The sequence below is a fragment of the Sulfurovum indicum genome, assembly GCF_014931715.1.
Classification (GTDB): domain Bacteria; phylum Campylobacterota; class Campylobacteria; order Campylobacterales; family Sulfurovaceae; genus Sulfurovum; species Sulfurovum indicum.
On sequence record NZ_CP063164.1, the window covers coordinates 704,685 to 721,657 of the forward strand.

Below are 16,973 nucleotides of genomic sequence, written 5' to 3' on the forward strand. Positions count from 1 at the left end.
TTGCTTAACCTTGCGGGTACCCAATATCTGTGCATCAATGTCTCTGATTTCCTGCAAAGAAATTCCCAGCCAATCCAAGCGGTACCACTGTCCTGTAGAAGAGGTACCGTCCTGCAAGTTCACTGGTGAATGCGCCTATGGCTGCGATGATCAGTGTTGCTACTGCCGGTCCGGTCATTCCGCTGGCCGTAAAGAGGATGGCAAACAGAGGCATGGCCAGTGCGAACAGGGCCAACGAGTAAACCCGGTACTTCTTTACTTTACCGAAATGTTCCTGAAGCAGGATTCGGCTTCGGTTGTACTGGTAGTAGAGCGGATCTTCTTTATCCAGATGTCTGTAGAACATTACCTCTTCAAGGATGACCAGTGCCTGCCCCATACCTGCAAGCAGTGTAATGGCAAGCAGTACCATGGCACCCTGGGAACCGTTGCTGAGAAGCAGCACCGAAGCGATGAGCAAAAAGCCGACATAGCCGGAACCGAAGAAACGCTTGGTAGTGCTTTTACGGTTCCAGCTTGGACGCGCTTTGATACGGTAGATCATCGACTGGGCATAGATGCCGTAGATACCCACAGCAAGTGTGAGTGCCTCAAGCAGCAGCAGTCCGAAGCCTTCTGCATCGAGAAAGTAGAAGAGGGCTACCAGTGTTGCCAGGCCGGTGAAGGCTCCCAGTGCGATCGCTTCACGGCTGAGCCATGAGGTTCTCCAGTTCTTCATAGCCATGATCGCCATACCGGGTCGTCCAAGATGCAGTGCAGAAAGAGGCAGTCCTATCATTGAGGGTATGACTGCCAGGAGAGCCATTGCTGTATTCGGCTTGGGAAGGTTGAACCCGAAAGTATAGAGCAGTTGTCCGAAAAAGAGTGCAAGGAACGCTCCCAGAGAGACTTGTGTCAATACGGTCATAAATACCAGCGGCAACTCCGCATGTGCCGGTTTGAGCAGATGCTCATCAGCCGGACGTATCTCTGCTCCCTTGGGGATATCCGGCAGTGTATAGCGAGTGGTAGGTTTGGTTATCTCAATATCAGGTAGATGGGGAGCAACGCCCTCTTTTGCCATATCTTCGGCAAGCCACTTCTCAACATTGACAGCCTCTATCTCGATGGCACCGCCCGGACATGCCTGAACACAGGCAGGAGTCTGTCCTGCTTCAAGCTTGTCCACACACATATGACATTTGGTAACGATACCTCTGTCGGGATTGAATACCGGTACTTCATAGGGGCAGTTCCAGGTACAGTACTGACATCCGATACAGCTCGGATCGTCATGCCATACGATCCCGTTATCCAGTTTGATGTAACTTTCTGTAGGACAGCCGCGCAGACATTCGGGGTCGATACAGTGGTTGCAGCTCATAGAGTTGAAGAGCTGGAGAGTATCGGGGAAGGTTCCCGTCTCCATTTCACCCACACGCCGCCACTTGATATCTGCATCATTTCCGTTCTGTTCGTTACAGGCCACTTCACAGCAGTGACATCCTACACAGGCGGTAGCATCGAAGTGGAAGCGGTACTGCTCTCCGGGCTTGAGTTCGGGGATGTCGATGGTGTAGTTGCCGCACTGCATGCCGGTTTCGTTCTTGTGGTTGATGAAGCTCTCTAATGGTGTGTGTTTGCTTAATGGTTCAACAGCCATTTGGTTTGTTTCCTTTCTTCATATCTCTCATTATAGTCTTGCAATATAAACTTTTTTTGAAGGTTGGTGGTTTCTTCCTGCTTTTTTAGAAAAAGTAGGCAAAAATCGTTACTTTTGCAATCGTGCGGGCGGTTATTCCGGCACCTTGCTTTGCAAATGCGGGTGTCTGCACAACCTGCACGAAAAGTGCAAAAGTAACACAAAAACATTATGAACGCTCAGCGCTGAACGCTGAACGCTTCAAAGAGGTGTTCACACCTCTTTGAGTGCCACCAGCAGTTCGGAGAATACCTGTGCACGTTCACTCTTGTTCTCGTGGGTCATATTGTAGATCACTTCCGAGAGTTTTGGCGGTACATCAGGGTTGAGTCTGCTTACTTCATCACGCTTGATCTTTCTTGGACGTGCCAGTGTAGGCGCCAGTCCGTTTACTGCCTCAAAACGTTTCTCACCTGTCAGAAGTTTGAAGAGTTTCAATCCGAAAGTAAAGAGCTCATACTCCTCCCTTCTTCCGCTTGCAGGCTCTTTGTCAAGTTCGAACATGACATCCAGTCCCAGCCTGTCACGCATAATATAGTTGATCTTGGTAAAGAACGAGATAGCCTGATAACTGTAGTTTTTGTTGAAAAAACGTGTCTCGAACGCTTCGAAAGTCTCACCGCGCATTTTATGGTCGGCATAGGTTTTGAGCAGATACTTTACATGGTATTTCGCCTCTTCTATGGGAAGTGCTTTGTGTAAAATGTGTGCCTCTTTGGCCCCACGGGTGATCTTTCCTCCCAGGAAGAGGTGTACACCGTCCACTCTGTTGCCTTCTGCATCCTTGGCCTTGCATCCTTCAAACCCGATATCGGCAATGCCGTGTACCCCGCATCCTTTGGGACAGGCTGACCAGTTCATACGTACCTGTGCACCGTCAATGGGTACTTCGCTGTTGAGAAAGTGTGCCATTTCGATCGCATCGGGTTTGTTGGGAATGACGCCGTAACTACAGGTCTGCGTCCCGGCACAGGCGATCATATCCTGAAAATAGAGGTTGTTGTATACGGCATATTTCCCGATCAGTTCGCTTTTTTCAAAAGCATCAAGGTTCTCTGTTCCGATATTGATAATATAGAGGTTCTGATCGTAAGTCAGGCGGATGTCGCCGCTGCCGTATCTCTTTGCCGTTTCTGCAGCTGCGATCATATCGGTACCGCTGAATATCCCTGAAGGTACTATGATTTTGTAGGCATAGGCACCGTTCTTAAGCAGCACCTTGTTGGCGCCAAGGGCGATGTTCTGCGACTGCACCAGGGTTCTGCCGCCCTGGGAGAACTCCATTCCCGCTTCCTTTTTGACCGCTTCAACGAACGCAGGAATACCTACATCCTGAAGCAGGAAGTGGAGGCGGTTCTTGTTGCGGTTGTCACGGTAGCCATACTTTTTAAAGACGCTAAGCAGTGCAGTAAAAAAGGCAGGTACCTCTTCGGGCATTACGAAAAGATCGGCATCTTTGGCCTGTATGCCGACACGGGCACCCAGGTAGACATTGAATCCAAAGTTCCCCTCACTGTTCGCCAGCACGAAGTTGCAGTCGTGTCCGAAGATGTTACAGGAGTTGCTCATACTTCCGAGAATACCGGTATTGAATTTACGCGGCAGTACGGAGATCCACTCCGGGTTTTCACCGATGATCTCCTGCAGCTGTTTCAGAATAGGCATCGATTCGATAATATTGTCATAGGCGATCCCGTCAAGCGGGTCAGTGACGATATTGCGGGGGTTGTCTACTCCTGTCTGGAAAGTGGAGATCCCTACCTCTTTGAGCGCTCTGAGAACTTTGGCAATATCTTCGATCCTAAGATAACGCAGTTCGACCTGCATACGTGTTGTAATATCGATATAATCGTTCCCGAACTCTTTTGCTACTTCCCCGATACGTACAGCCTGCTCGAAGCTGAGCTGCCCTCCGGGAATACGTACACGCAGCATAAAGTCTTCACCTTTGTCAAAAAGACCGAAACACTTTAAAAAATAGGAAGAGTCCTCTTTGCTCAGCTCTGCATACCCTGCCTGTGCGATCTCATCGAGTCTTTCATAGACCTCCATGGGATCTTTGAGGGCTTTTATGGTTTCAACCTTATTGATCTTTTTGCTTCTGGCTTCATACGCCTTTGCTAATGCTTCCATTGTATTTACTCTGCTCCTGTGATTCATTGTTTTATTATATCAAAAGTGTAAAAAGATAGAGTCACAGTATGTGATTAAAAAATAATCAATTGAATATGCCGTTTATACATATAGTATCGCTAGTACTCCTTTTAAAGCACTATACCTATTGATTAAAAATTAATCACTGTTCTGATAATCATAGAGATAACTTTCCTGTATAATTCTTTTATCATTTATTTTAAAGGAGAAAAGATGGCAGGGTTTAAAGCACTTAAAGGGGAGGGGCACTTTCCGACTCTCTTTATGGCTTTTTTGTATTTCGATATGAGTTTTATGGTCTGGACGATGCTCGGACCACTCTCAACGGAGATCACCGAAGCATTGGCTGCACACGGAGAGATCATCACGGCAGGACAGAAGGCGACGCTCCTTTCTCTTCCTATCCTCTCTGGAGCGATTTTGCGTATTGTGCTTGGCTTTGGAGTAGATAAACTGGGACCGAAACTGACTGCACTGATCGCTCAGGCTATTGTGATCGCTTCACTGCTTTTGGCCTATATGCAGGGTGAGTCCATTACCTATAACCAGTTGCTTGTTGTTGCTCTCGGACTTGGTTTTGCCGGGGCATCGTTTGCCGTAGCACTGCCACAGGCAGGACAATGGTATCCGCCAAAACTCCAGGGGGTTGTGCTTGGTATTGCAGGAGCAGGGAATATAGGTGTCGTACTCGACTTCCTCTTTGCACCAAAGATCGCAGAGAAGTGGGGATGGGAAGCTGTGTTCGGTGTAGGTGCCGCTATGGCGATCGTCGTCTTCATTGCCTATCTTTTCCTGGCCAAGAATGCCCCTGAGACTGTTTACAAGGCAAGACCGAAAAAGGTTTCTGACTACTTTAAACTGCTTCGTGACAAAGATACATGGTGGTTCAATCTTTTCTATGCCATCTCATTCGGCGGTTTTGTAGGATTTGCAGGATATATGAAAGTCTATCTGATGAATACCTATCAGGCAGATATGGCAGCCTTCGGTCTTGATGTGCTTGATGAGCCGAACGTCAAGGTCATTGCCGGATACTTTGGTGCCTTGACTATTTTTGCAGGTGCGGTACTCAGGCCTGTGGGCGGTAACATTGCCGACAGGATCGGAGGTGTGAAAGCCCTCTATTTCTTCTACGGGTCCGTGGCGGTGCTGGCAGCGATACTTGCACTGATAGAACTGCCGTTCTTTGTGGCCATTGCAGTGCTCTTTTTCATTATGGCAAGTCTCGGTATGGCGAACGGTGCGGTCTTCCAGCTGGTTCCTCAGCGTTTCGGCAAAGATATCGGTATTATGACAGGTATTGTTGGATGTGCCGGTGGACTCGGTGGTACAGCACTCATCAAAACACTCGGATGGTCAAAGGGTGCCTTTGACGGCTACATGGCAGGATTCCTCATCTTTGCAGGGGTTGTACTTGTTGCCATCGCCGGACTCAGTTTCGTCAAGACACGATGGAGAACCACATGGGGTGCGAGTGCCGGGGGAATGATATAGTCGAAATGATTTCCCGATTCTCCTGCGTATGTCGGATACGCAGGATTGACCTTTGTGGTTACATTGCCCACCACTTCACGTTTGGTAAGTAAAATCAAGCCGTAAGGAGTTGCCCCCTGCGGTCTGTTTTTTATCTTTTTACAATGTCTGTATGTCAACCACTTCAAAAAGCAAATGCTATAATAGATCCAGTAAAATAGAAGGCAGTATCCATGTCCAAGCAAAATATTGAAACGTCAGGCTTGACCCTTGCCAAGGGTACGCAGCTGAAGGGAGATGATTTCTTTGAAGTGAAGGTGATGGAGAATATCACCGTAGCGGTAGTGTGTGACGGGGTAGGTTCTGCCACGCATGGAGCCGAAGCAGCCAAACGTACGACACAGTTCCTGGTACAGTCACTCAAGAACCGTCCTCGAAGCTGGAGTATGGAAAAGTCCATCCGCCACTTTATCGGGAATATCAATCGCATACTTTACCTTGAGTCGATGGAACAGTATGAACGCGAGGAGCTGGTAACGACACTGACACTGGTGGTTATCGAAGGTGACAGACTCTATGGTGCCAATGTAGGCGACAGCCGTATCTATCTTTTACGTGAAGATGATCTTACCCAGCTCTCATCTGATCATGCAATGGACGAGGAGGGAATGGAAAATGTGCTTACCTCCGCCATCGGACTTGAAGAGCAGGTAGAAGCATACTACTTTGAGAACAACCTTCGGGCAGGAGATCGTATACTGCTCTGCACTGACGGGCTCTATAATGAACTCACTGATCGGGAGATCTCCGAGGGGATCAAGGTAGGAGCGTCATTCCTTGTCAAAAAAGCGAGTAAAAAACATCATGATGATCTGCCGGACGATACGACAGCAGTTGTTATCGAGATCAAAGAACTCGACCCGAGACTCAAGCTTAAACAGACATCATTGATCATACAGGAAGAGTATCAAAAAGGTGAAGAGATCGACGGCTACAGACTTCTCAGGCCGCTGATACAAAACAACCGTACATGGCTGTGTGAGAAAAAAGGGGTGGAGTATGTCATCAAGTTTGCTCCGCCTGAAGCAGTCGAAGATGAGGTAATGCTCGATCTTTTTGTTAAAGAGGTCTGGATGGCAAATCGTCTGAAAGCGGGCTTTTTCCCTAAAGCAGTTGTGCCAAAAAAGAGGACACACCGCTATTATATTATGAATTTTATTGAGGGGGTATCACTCAAGGAGTATATTGCCAAAAAGCCTTTGACGGTCGATCTAAGTGTGGAGCTGGCACATTTTCTGCTGAAGATGTCGCAGTTTCTTATCAAGCATAACCTCGTACACGGAGATATCAAGCCTGAAAACATCATTGTCACCAGGCGTAAATCGAAGACTGTTTTCAAGATGGTCGACTTTGGCAGCATTACCGAGGCATACTCCGGGATAACACGTGCCGGGACCCCCTCTTATCTGGCACCGGAACGTTTCATGCAGGCACCGGTGACCGAACAGACCGAGATATTTGCCATTGGAGTAACACTGTATGAAGCATTGACACGAAAGTTTCCCTATGGCGAGATAGAACCGTTTCAGACACCGGGGTTCGATAAAACCCCAAAACATCCGACCAGGCTCAATCCCAAGATACCGCACTGGCTTGAGAGCGTGATACTGCGTGCTGTTGAGACCGATACGGATAAACGCTACCGTAACTATTCCGAAATGCTCTATGAGATAGAGAATCCGGAGAAGGTTCAGCCATACTTTGACAAGCGTATGTCATTTATCGAACGTCATGAAATGATGGTCTACAAAGCAGGGTTCATTCTCATGTTCATTCTGAACATTGTACAGTTGCTCTTTTGGCACTGAGTTTAGGGCACCTCTAATAACCCCATATGCTCATAACATTGCCGGCTTTGTTCTAGGCAAGGCACACTTTACAGACCTAGCCGTAGCTAAGTCGAAAAAGCCCTTTATTTTTTCTTTGATCTGTTGATATTTTTACGGTGTGCCTTGAAATTGGTGGAAAAGTCGTGTGTTCCCTTTTTGTTCTTCATGAAGTAGAGGTACTTTGTCTTTGCCGGTGCGACAGCCGCTTTGATGGCTGCAAAACTGACTGCACCGATCGGTGAGGGCGGAAGTCCTTTGAATTTGTAGGTATTGAAAGTACTTTTATCGCCCCTGATACGTTCCGGAGTGACTTTGATATGGGAGAATTTCCCGTAGTTGAGCGTTCCGTCCATTTGCAGACGCATCCCTTTTTTCAGACGGTTGTAGATCACTGATGCGACCAGCGGCATCTCTTTTTCGTTGGCAGCCTCTTTTTGGATGATAGAGGCAACAGTCAGTATCTTTTCCCACTGCTTTTTGTCATACACCCCGTAGATCTTCTCAGCCAGCCTTTCATATCTTTTCTCAGACTCCCTGACAAGAAAGTGTATAAGGTGTTTCTCTCTGATCCCCACCGGGACATAGTAGGTGTCGGCAAAGATACCCGCTTCGGGGTAAGTGGAGTACTCTTTGTAGTATTGGAACAGTTTCTCCTTATCCAGTTTAAATGTTTTTGCAAGATTCCCGAAGAAGATATCAAGAGTCTCTCCGGGAATAAGCGTGACCTTATGGATCATTGCTTTTGCATTGGTAAGTTTATAGAGAAAATCAATACGGTTGAGGCTCTTCTTCCCAATGAAGATCCACCCCTGCTGCGGTTGTCCTATGAGCCTCAGGATATAGCTGTCGATCACAGAGACATTGTACCCCTTTTTAGCCAGCTGTGATATAATACCTCCGATAGAGCCTTGTGGAATATAGAGTGTTTGTGTCGATTTCACGGGCAGTGTAATATAAAAGGCGAGTGAAATGATCAAGACTATGGCAATATTCTCTGCCCATGCTATCCATGTTCTCCATGAGGTGGTACGTGATTTTTTCATTGCGCTGATCGTCCTTTTGGCTGCACTCTTCTTTTGGCTTATCTACGGTATACAGGTCGACAAGCTGGATATTGGAAGCTACAAGATAGATGGATTATACATCAAACTCGATAAAAAACTGATACTTAAAGCCAGAGAGATCACTCTGCCAAAGAAGAAGGCCAACCCTTCCTTTGACAGAGTTGATACGACCTTTGACCGGATCAAACACCTTTTGACCTTCTTTGATACGATCATGCTTGAAAAGGTGAATTTCAAGAACAACCATCTTACCCTTCTTTATGCTGATGATGTACTCTATATTACCAGTGATATCTATGAGATCGCAGGAAAGATAGAACGTAAAGGGCAGAAACTGGTCGCAGATGTCCCGATGCTCTATCTGAAAAAAGAGAAGGTAACAATATCGGGAAAGCTGAGTTACGATCTTCTTACAGAAGCACTGGAGACAGAAGGAAAGTTCAATGCGTTTGGTATCAGAGGACACTTCAGGGCAGTAAAGAAGGATCAGAACATTATCTATGCGCTCAATACCAGAATATTTACCGACCCTAAACCTCTGATCAGGCGTTTCAAGATGCATCCGGTGATCGAGTCATGGATCATTGAGAAGGTACAGGCCAAACAGTATAAGATCGAATACATTAAAGGGAAAATGGCTGTCAAAGACCAGGATATAAAAATCGATCTTGGTGCATTGAAAGGGAAAATACGTTTTGATGATGTAGAGATATTCTATAAAGAGAAGATCCCTCCTGCACATGCAGAAAGCATGGTATTGAGCTATGAAAAAGGAGATCTTGATTTTGTACTGAAGGATCCGGTCTATCAAGGACGGGACCTTTCCGGTACCGGTGTTGTCATCAAGCATATAATTGGCCCGCAATCACCGGTTCTGATACTCGACCTCCATGCCCTCTCACCGCTTGATGAAACGGTGCAGAAGATCCTTCGCGCCTATCATTTGAACATACCGGTCACACATACCGGCAAAAATAACAAAGCGGTAGTCCTGCTTAAGATCCCTCTTGGCAAAAAAAGAGAGAGAAAGATCAAGGCAGAAGTCGATGTCATTCTTGACAAGGGAGTACTGACGATCGACAGGCTTCCTCTCTCTGTACGAAGCGGGAAGATACACTACCGGGAGGGTCTGCTCTCACTCAACGATATCAAGATCGAAGAGAAGTGGTATGAAGGCAGTGTCAGCGGAAAGGTCAAGGTTAAAGAGAAAGCGGCAGACCTGATACTCAATGCCGAAAAGATCACCCTTGGAGAAGGAAAAAGACCGTTCTTGCAGATAAAAAGAAAAAAAATACCGTTAAAACTCTCTTACAAAGAGCCCCTGACACTGACCCTTCCCACACTGGAGACCAGAGTTGTCAAAAAGAACGAGGAGTTGAAAATTGAGCTGACGGACATAGGCAGGATCGTACCTTTCCTGCAGCAAAACAGTCTGGGATGGGAAGGAGGAGAGCTCGATATTGTCACTAAAGATCTTAAAACCTACCGTTTTAACGGTAAATTGAAGAAAGAGCTCTGTTTTTTCTATGAGAAGGGAGATCTCTGCTACACCTCTATCCCTGTAGAGGGAACAGTCAATACAGGGAGCGGAGAGATCGATCTCTATGCTTTCAATAAACGTTTTCATATCAATGTAGCAAAAGGCAAAGTTGAACTCAAAAATATCAATATTGATCTGGAACTTCTACTCAAAGAACGAAAGAGGTTTCACGAGGATAAAACAGCAACATTCCTATCCAGGAAAAAAATAGTGATCATCGGGGAGAACAGTCAGCTGCGTTACGGGGACTATACTCTTGTGACTGACAGTTATGATATAGAGATACTTCCCAGCGGAGATATCAAAGCGATGGGAATTATTGACAAAGATGTTGTAAAGTTTTCACGAAAAGGGAAGAATTTTTTTATGCAGGCACTGCGTGTCAAAGACAAGATGCTGCATCCGCTTATCAACTTCAAGGGCTTGAAGAGCGGCCGCTACTCCATAAAAGTAGAGGGGGATCCTGACAAAGAGATGAAAGGACGTATTATTATTGAGGGGGGTATTTTGAGTGATTTCAAAGCCTACAGCAACATACTCGCCTTCATCAATACTGTACCCGCATTGGCCACTCTGAACAGTCCGGGTTTCTCTGACAGAGGTTTCAAGATCAGGGAAGGGGTGATAGAATACAGGATGACACCAGAGAAGATCATTTTTGATTCGATCTATCTGAAAGGAAATACTGCTACAGTGGCAGGAAAGGGTGCGATAGATCTTAAGACAAAGAAGATTGATGTAAAGCTTGCTATCATGACAGTGAGGGAGCTTGGCAAGATCGTGGGAAAGATACCGCTTTTGGGTTATATTCTCATGGGAGAAAACAACAGTATGACAGTAGGGCTTGAAGTTGCGGGTACACTGGAGAACCCTAAAGTGAGTACTTCCGTTGCAAAAGATATCCTTACGCTTCCGCTGCAGATCATTAAACGGACCATTACCGCACCGGTGCAGCTTGGAGAAGGCAGCAAAGAGGAAGAGGTCTCCGGCCCTCAGTCAGAGACAGTACCTGCAAAGAGACAAAAGCATATCAGGCCGGTTCAGTCTGAAGAGAAGAAGGAAGAAGAAACTGCACCCGCCACCCCTTCCGTTACAGAACCTATTCGTTCCGAAGTACCGTCAGAGGGTCTGTCTGAGCAGCTTTTTTAGCCGGATAGAGAGCGGAGAGAAGGATAATGACAGAGGTTCCCAAAATAATGAATCCGAAATCACTCATGGTAAGGTCTACGGGCAGTTTACTGGTACCGTAGACATCTGCAGGCATGGAGATAATGTCGAAAGTCTTCAAAAGCCAGATACCAAATCCGCCGAGCAGTGTTCCCGTCACGATACCTGCAACCCCGATGATCAGCCCGAGATTGAAGAAGATACTGCGTATCTCCTCCTGTGCGGCACCGAGTGTCCGCATGAGGGCTATTTCACTGCGTCTGCTCATAACTGTCATGAGCAAAGAAGAGATGATATTGAGTGAAGCGACAAGTATGATGAGCAGCAGCACAAGAAACAGCGCCTTCTTCTCCATCTCCATAGCAGAGAAGAAGTTGCCGTTCTGCTGCCACCATCCTTCAATGACCACATTCTCCGGCAGTACTTTCCGTATTGCTTCTATATCTTTTTCAGGGTTCTTTGTGAAGATATGCAGACCGTCATAATAGCCTCTTTTTCGTTTGAGCAGTTTTTCGAATGCTTCGAGTGTGGTATACATGATCGCCTTGTCGTAGGCTTTGAGCCCCGAGTCAAAAACACCGTCTACAATGAAGCGTTTCTGGAGCGGCATTGTACCAAAACCGATCGCCTGCTGTTCAGAGAAGTAGAGTGTTACCTTGTTGCCTTTGGGAGCATCCATCTCATATGAGAGTGAATCACCGATAACCACTCTGAATTTGTTGCTGCCTGAGCTTTTTGCCTCTCTGAAGACGGGGTTGATCTCACTTTCTTTTTCAAAATCCACTCCGTAAAGCAGTGAACCCTGCACGGCACCGGCATTTTTTGTAATGACCTGGGTAGTATAGTAGGGGCTGAATTTCAAATGGGGAAATTCTCTGGAAAGGGAGTTGATGAGCGTATCACTGATAGCATCCTCCATCACAGGGAGTATGGTAAGCGGGTAGTTCATGACAAAGAGCCGTTTCTTGAACTCCTTCTGGGTACCGTTCATGATCCCCATAGCGATCATCAGCACCATGACACCTGCTGCGATACCGAGAAATGCCAAAACAGCAGAGATGAAGATAAAAGGGTTTTCTTTATCGTATTTGAGGTAATGTCTGATGATCCGCCGGACAAAGGTCTTGTTCAGCGGGGTGAGTGGTTTGGACATTATGCCAACAGTCCTTTTTTGGGGCCGCTCTTCCCACAGCAGTTCTTGTATTTTTTACCCGATCCGCAAGGACAGGGGTCATTTCTTTTGGGTTTCTTCGTAGCAGTGATAGGCTGTCGTCGGGGAGAGTCCTCCGCGATCACGCCTTCCTCGTAAGACTGGTTAAGCACTGTGTCGGCTACTTCACTCTCCAGCTCTTCACGGATCTGCTCGATGGCCGCCTCTTCCTCTTCCGGGGTAGTGAAGTCAAACTGTACCAGATGCAGTGTCTTGACAGCTTCGTACTTGATGCGTTGTACAAGGTCGGTAAAGAGTTTATAGCTGTCCTGTTTGTATTCGGTCAGAGGGTCTTTCTGGTTGTAGCCTCTGAGACCGATACCGGTCTTGAGCACATCCATCTCATAGAGGTGGTCTCTCCACTGGGGATCGAGTACCTGGAGATAGAGGATACGTTCGATCTCTTGACGCTGTTCAGGCTCAAGCGGGCTCATCTTCTCTTCATAGAGGTTCTCCATCATACTCAGGAGCATCTCTCCGATCTCTTCCGCTTCCTTCTCTTTGAAGTGTTCAGGATCGACATTGACCAGCAGTTCCTCTTTGATAAGGGCTGCCAGTTTTTCAAGGTTATAGTCCTCTTTTGGCATACCGTCAATGATATCCGCTTCTTCAAGCAGGTGCTGTACATACTCTGCACGGTTCTCTTTGATCTTCGCACCGATATCGAACTCAGGGTCAAGCAGCTGGTTCCTGAAAGTATAGATCGCTTTACGCTGGTGGTTGGCAACGTCATCATACTCCAGAATATGCTTACGTGCTTCGTAGTGCTGGTTCTCTACTTTTTTCTGTGCTTTCTCGACAGAACGCGTCACGATCTTGGAGTCTATATACTCTCCCTCTTCCACACCGAGACGGTTCATAATGTTCCTGATCTTCTCTCCTCCGAAGATGCGCAGCAGGTTGTCATCGAGACTGAGGAAGAACTGACTCTCACCCGGGTCTCCCTGACGGCCGGAACGTCCTCTGAGCTGGTTGTCGATACGGCGTGATTCATGTCTCTCTGTACCCAGAATGGCAAGACCGCCGAGTGCCCGTACTTCATCATCGATCTTGATGTCGACCCCGCGTCCGGCCATGTTGGTCGCAACGGTCACTGCACCTTTCTGTCCGGCATTTTTGATGATCTCTGCTTCCTGGAAGTGGTTCTTTGCATTGAGAACGTTATGCGGGATCTTCTCTTTTTTGAGTCTCTCATGGATCATTTCCGACTTCTCGATCGATGCGGTACCGATAAGGACCGGTTGCCCTTTGGCATGGTACTCTCTGACCTTGCGTACCACTGCATCAAGTTTCTCTTTTTCCGTATTATAGATCAGGTCGTTCTTGTCGATACGCTGAACAGGTACGTTGGTGGGGATGGAGATGACATCAAGACCGTAGATCTGTGCAAACTCGGTTGCTTCGGTCTGTGCCGTACCAGTCATACCGGCCAGCTTCTCATAGAGTCTGAAGTAGTTCTGGTAGGTGATCTCGGCAAGTGTCTGTGACTCTTCCTGTATCTCTACACCCTCTTTTGCCTCAAGCGCCTGGTGCAGTCCTTCGGAGTAACGTCTCCCCTCACTGAGCCTTCCTGTGAATTCATCAACAATGATGATCTCACCGTTCTGTACCACATAGTCTACATCTTTTTCGAAAAGATGGTGTGCTTTGAGTGCCTGGTCAAGGTGGTGTGAAAGGGCTGCATTTTCAAGAGAGTAGAGGTTCTCCACTTCGAAGAGGTCCTGTGCTTTCTGCAGCCCCTGTTCTGTCATTATGATCGTTCTGTTCTTCTCATCTACGATAAAGTCACCGGTTGTCTTCTCATCTTCACCCGGCTTCGTCTCTATCTTCTCACCGCGTATCATCTGCTTGGCGATCTCATTGGCTTTGGCATAATGGTTGTGGTCACGCTGGGTAGGACCGGAGATGATCAGAGGTGTTCTTGCCTCATCAATAAGAATGGAGTCGACTTCATCGACGATGGCATAGTTGTGTTCGCGTTGTACCTTCTCTTCGGCTCGCACCTTCATATTGTCGCGCAGGTAATCAAAGCCGTACTCGTTGTTGGTCCCGTAGGTGATGTCCGCATCGTATTGTGCTTTACGCTCCGTCTCATCATGGATATCAGTTGTAATGCATCCTACAGAGTAGCCGAGAAATTCGTAAAGTACTCCCATCTCTTCGGAGTCACGTTTGGCAAGGTAGTCGTTGACCGTAACAACATGCACCCCTTTCCCTGTCATGGCATTGAGTACTACAGCAAGGGTGGCTACAAGGGTCTTCCCTTCACCGGTCTTCATCTCTGCGATGTTCCCGTCATGCAGTACCATACCTCCTACCATCTGCACATCATAGTGCCTCATGCCCAGAGTACGTCTGCTCGCTTCACGTGTAATGGCGAAGGAGTCGTAAAGTACGTCATCCAGACTCTTGTCACCGCTGTTGACCGCAGCTTTGAGGAGATTGAATGCCTCTTTGAGCTCATCATCGCTCATAGATTCATATTTACTTTCGAGGGCATTGATGTTTTTTACTTTTTTGAGGTAGTTTTTGACGATCCTGTCATTCTGTGTGCCAAAAACTTTGAGTAGACTTTTTATCATTGTTGTCTTGCCTTGCTGAATAAATTGGGATTATTTTATCTAAAAAGTGATTAATAAACCGTTATGCCTGCAGACTTCACATCCTGTCCACTTTTTTATTATATTGTTATGGAGCCTCTAAACCCCTTTCAAGTGGCTTTAGGGTATATTTATAATATGTATATAAGGAAAAAAGTATGAGATTATTAACAGGACTGATGATCATCAGTGGTCTGTTCGCAGGAGACATCATCCTCCCCGAACACTTTACGGCCGGGTTTGCCCAGACCATTACCAATCCGAAGAACAAAGTGATACGCTACAGCGGGAAAGTGGCATTTTCCCATGAGAACTTTTTGAAATGGACCTATCTGAAACCGACAAAAAAAGAGGTCTGTACAGACGGTAAAGAGGTTCTTGTGGTAGACCATGATCTGGAACAGACATCAGCATACCGTATCAACAAAGGATTTGACCTGACACAGATCATCAAAGAGGCAAAACCCTATAAAGATGATATCTATGTCACAGAGTATGCAGGAAAAAGATATACGATCAGGCTGGACAGCAAAGGCCGCCTGCAGAGTGTGGCGTACTATGATGACCTCGATAACAAAGTGCAGATACTTTTTACAGGGATGCGTTACGGAAAAGGCGTACTCCCTGCAGAGGTGATGAAATGTAACTATCCCGCAAGTTACGATGTCATAAGAGGATAACGTGTGAATGAGATCATAGAGAAGATAAACAGTGATCCGATGTTGATGCTCAGCAGCGCTATTGCTGTGGTTGTGCTGCTTTTTGTAGTACTTGTGGTGCTTGTGGCAAGTATGAGGGTAAAGACCTACCGGGACCGCTTTATAAACATACGGATAGACAACATGGATAAAGAGAAGCGTATAGTGCAGCTGGAAGAGGAGCTGCAGGAGCTCAAGATCAAAAATGCCCAGAATGAACAGGCGCTTCAGCAGTTTGGCGAAACGAAAAAACGGCTCTCTGAGAGGGAAGAGATACTGGCCCGGACACAAAAAGAGCTTGCGCAGACGCAAAGCAGGCTGAGCCAGACGAAGACACAGCTGGAAAATGCAGAAAATATATATGAGAGACTGCTTGCCGAGCACAAGAGTCTCAAAGAGCGTTTTGATACACTCAACGACGAGAATAACAAGCTGCATATCAGCAATGCCAGACTTCTTATGAAGCTGGAAACAGAGGAGCGGTTCTCATCGCAGCTGCAGCAGCGCAATCCAAAAGAGAAGGGAGGAGGCGAATGAAAGGACAGCAGGCCTGTTTTACGACAGATCTTCCCGAGTATCAAAAGAAATACTCCAAAGTTTTCAAAAAAAACGGAGAGCTTAAAAAAGACTTTTATGAAAAGGAGAGTCACAGACTTCAGTACGAACTGGTCAAACTCCAAAAGTGGGTCATTGACAATAAAAAGCGCCTGCTGGTGATCTTCGAAGGGATGGATACTGCAGGCAAGAGTTCGACGATCAAGGTATTCAACTCCTATCTGAATCCCCGAAAGGCCCGTTCTGTTGCACTTCCAAAGCCAAACTCAAAAGAGACGGGGCAGTGGTATTTTCAACGGCATATCAAGCAGATACCCAATGCCGGCGAGATCGTTTTCTTTGACCGTTCATGGTATAACCGTGCCGGGATCGAACAGGTTTTCGGTTTTTGTACACAGGAGCAGCATGAGCACTTCTACCGGCAGGTCAACGGAGTAGAGGAGATGCTTACCGATGACGGGATCCTCTTTTTCAAGTTCTATCTGAACATTACCTTTGAGACACAGGCAGGCAGGCTTGAACAGAGAGAGAAAGATCCGCTGAAAAGCTGGAAACTTTCCGAACTGGACTACAGATCACATGAAGCCTACCCCCTTTATGAAAAACTGAGAGACAAGATGTTCAGGCTCACAGGAACCGAACATGCACCCTGGTGTGAACTTGATGCCAACGATAAAAAACGCGCAAGGCTCAATGCCATACGCTATCTGCTCTTCAATATCGATTATGATGATAAAAATACCGAGCTGGTCACCGGTGTTGACAGAAAGATCGTTACCCAGCATAAGAGAGGTGACTATCGGGGCAAATGCAGTATGAACCTATACCTGTAAGAAGGGTCTGACCAGGGATCCTTTTCCTCTCCTGCAGCGTATGTTATATTAATTTTTATGAATATGATATAATGGAAGCTGATCTCTGCTGTGAATATTAAAAGTTATC

General features: G+C 46.7%; 11 protein-coding genes. 6 read left to right on the forward strand and 5 right to left on the reverse strand.

Going from position 1 to position 16,973, the window contains the following annotated elements; all coding sequences use genetic code 11:
• Positions 1–34 precede the first annotated feature (34 nt).
• Entirely contained in the window at positions 35–1,642 is a 1,608-nt protein-coding gene (locus IMZ28_RS03625; RefSeq protein ID WP_197549389.1) for a DmsC/YnfH family molybdoenzyme membrane anchor subunit, read from the reverse strand.
• A 252-nt stretch (positions 1,643–1,894) separates the two neighbouring features.
• Positions 1,895–3,814 carry a nitrite/sulfite reductase gene (locus tag IMZ28_RS03630; RefSeq protein WP_197549390.1) on the reverse strand — a complete coding sequence of 640 codons (1,920 nt, stop codon included), beginning with the start codon at positions 3,812–3,814 and terminating at the stop codon, positions 1,895–1,897.
• Positions 3,815–4,048: 234 nt separating this feature from the next.
• On the opposite strand from IMZ28_RS03630, the gene IMZ28_RS03635 reads away from it, so the two are divergent.
• Both IMZ28_RS03635 and IMZ28_RS03640 read left to right on the forward strand, forming a co-directional pair.
• The gene (locus IMZ28_RS03635; protein ID WP_197549391.1) at positions 4,049–5,329 is read left to right on the forward strand and encodes an MFS transporter; all 1,281 of its coding nucleotides are present in this window, start codon (positions 4,049–4,051) and stop codon (positions 5,327–5,329) included.
• Positions 5,330–5,541: 212 nt separating this feature from the next.
• Positions 5,542–7,176: a bifunctional protein-serine/threonine kinase/phosphatase gene (locus tag IMZ28_RS03640; protein ID WP_197549392.1), complete on the forward strand. Its 1,635-nt coding sequence runs from the start codon at positions 5,542–5,544 to the stop codon at positions 7,174–7,176.
• A 104-nt stretch (positions 7,177–7,280) separates the two neighbouring features.
• Here the strand turns inward: IMZ28_RS03640 and mltG are convergent, their stop codons facing one another.
• Positions 7,281–8,240, reverse strand: a complete 960-nt coding sequence (mltG, locus tag IMZ28_RS03645; RefSeq protein WP_197549393.1) for an endolytic transglycosylase MltG — start codon at positions 8,238–8,240, stop codon at positions 7,281–7,283.
• On the opposite strand from mltG, the gene IMZ28_RS03650 reads away from it, so the two are divergent.
• Positions 8,167–10,950 carry a YhdP family protein gene (locus IMZ28_RS03650; protein WP_197549394.1) on the forward strand — a complete coding sequence of 928 codons (2,784 nt, stop codon included), beginning with the start codon at positions 8,167–8,169 and terminating at the stop codon, positions 10,948–10,950. The two genes, mltG and IMZ28_RS03650, sit on opposite strands and share 74 nt — an antisense overlap.
• Here IMZ28_RS03650 and IMZ28_RS03655 read toward each other — a convergent pair.
• Positions 10,901–12,121 carry an ABC transporter permease gene (locus IMZ28_RS03655; RefSeq protein ID WP_197549395.1) on the reverse strand — a complete coding sequence of 407 codons (1,221 nt, stop codon included), beginning with the start codon at positions 12,119–12,121 and terminating at the stop codon, positions 10,901–10,903. The genes IMZ28_RS03650 and IMZ28_RS03655 overlap by 50 nt on opposite strands.
• The gene (secA, locus tag IMZ28_RS03660) at positions 12,121–14,760 is read right to left on the reverse strand and encodes a preprotein translocase subunit SecA (protein WP_197549396.1); all 2,640 of its coding nucleotides are present in this window, start codon (positions 14,758–14,760) and stop codon (positions 12,121–12,123) included. The genes IMZ28_RS03655 and secA overlap by 1 nt, the downstream gene beginning before the upstream one ends.
• A 176-nt stretch (positions 14,761–14,936) precedes the next feature.
• Here secA and lolA point away from each other — a divergent pair, with 176 nt between their 5' ends.
• Genes lolA through ppk2 form a run of 3 tightly spaced genes read left to right on the forward strand, consistent with a single transcriptional unit; the run spans position 14,937 to position 16,864 of the window.
• Positions 14,937–15,458, forward strand: coding sequence for a LolA-like outer membrane lipoprotein chaperone (gene lolA / locus IMZ28_RS03665; RefSeq protein ID WP_197549397.1), 522 nt, complete (start codon positions 14,937–14,939; stop codon positions 15,456–15,458).
• Between the two features lie 3 nt (positions 15,459–15,461).
• Positions 15,462–16,013 carry a hypothetical protein gene (locus IMZ28_RS03670; RefSeq protein WP_197549398.1) on the forward strand — a complete coding sequence of 184 codons (552 nt, stop codon included), beginning with the start codon at positions 15,462–15,464 and terminating at the stop codon, positions 16,011–16,013.
• Positions 16,010–16,864, forward strand: a complete 855-nt coding sequence (gene ppk2, locus IMZ28_RS03675; protein WP_197549399.1) for a polyphosphate kinase 2 — start codon at positions 16,010–16,012, stop codon at positions 16,862–16,864. The genes IMZ28_RS03670 and ppk2 overlap by 4 nt, the downstream gene beginning before the upstream one ends.
• Positions 16,865–16,973 lie beyond the last annotated feature (109 nt).

What these genes read in the sequence shown, in the direction of transcription:
- IMZ28_RS03625 (WP_197549389.1), bottom strand. Translation starts at nt 1,642, where the DNA reads ATGGCTGTTGAACCATTAAGCAAACACACACCATTAGAGAGCTTCATC.
- IMZ28_RS03630 (WP_197549390.1), bottom strand. Translation starts at nt 3,814, where the DNA reads ATGGAAGCATTAGCAAAGGCGTATGAAGCCAGAAGCAAAAAGATCAAT.
- IMZ28_RS03635 (WP_197549391.1), top strand. Translation starts at nt 4,049, where the DNA reads ATGGCAGGGTTTAAAGCACTTAAAGGGGAGGGGCACTTTCCGACTCTC.
- IMZ28_RS03640 (WP_197549392.1), top strand. Translation starts at nt 5,542, where the DNA reads ATGTCCAAGCAAAATATTGAAACGTCAGGCTTGACCCTTGCCAAGGGT.
- IMZ28_RS03650 (WP_197549394.1), top strand. Translation starts at nt 8,167, where the DNA reads ATGATCAAGACTATGGCAATATTCTCTGCCCATGCTATCCATGTTCTC.
- mltG (WP_197549393.1), bottom strand. Translation starts at nt 8,240, where the DNA reads ATGAAAAAATCACGTACCACCTCATGGAGAACATGGATAGCATGGGCA.
- IMZ28_RS03655 (WP_197549395.1), bottom strand. Translation starts at nt 12,121, where the DNA reads ATGTCCAAACCACTCACCCCGCTGAACAAGACCTTTGTCCGGCGGATC.
- secA (WP_197549396.1), bottom strand. Translation starts at nt 14,760, where the DNA reads ATGATAAAAAGTCTACTCAAAGTTTTTGGCACACAGAATGACAGGATC.
- lolA (WP_197549397.1), top strand. Translation starts at nt 14,937, where the DNA reads ATGAGATTATTAACAGGACTGATGATCATCAGTGGTCTGTTCGCAGGA.
- ppk2 (WP_197549399.1), top strand. Translation starts at nt 16,010, where the DNA reads ATGAAAGGACAGCAGGCCTGTTTTACGACAGATCTTCCCGAGTATCAA.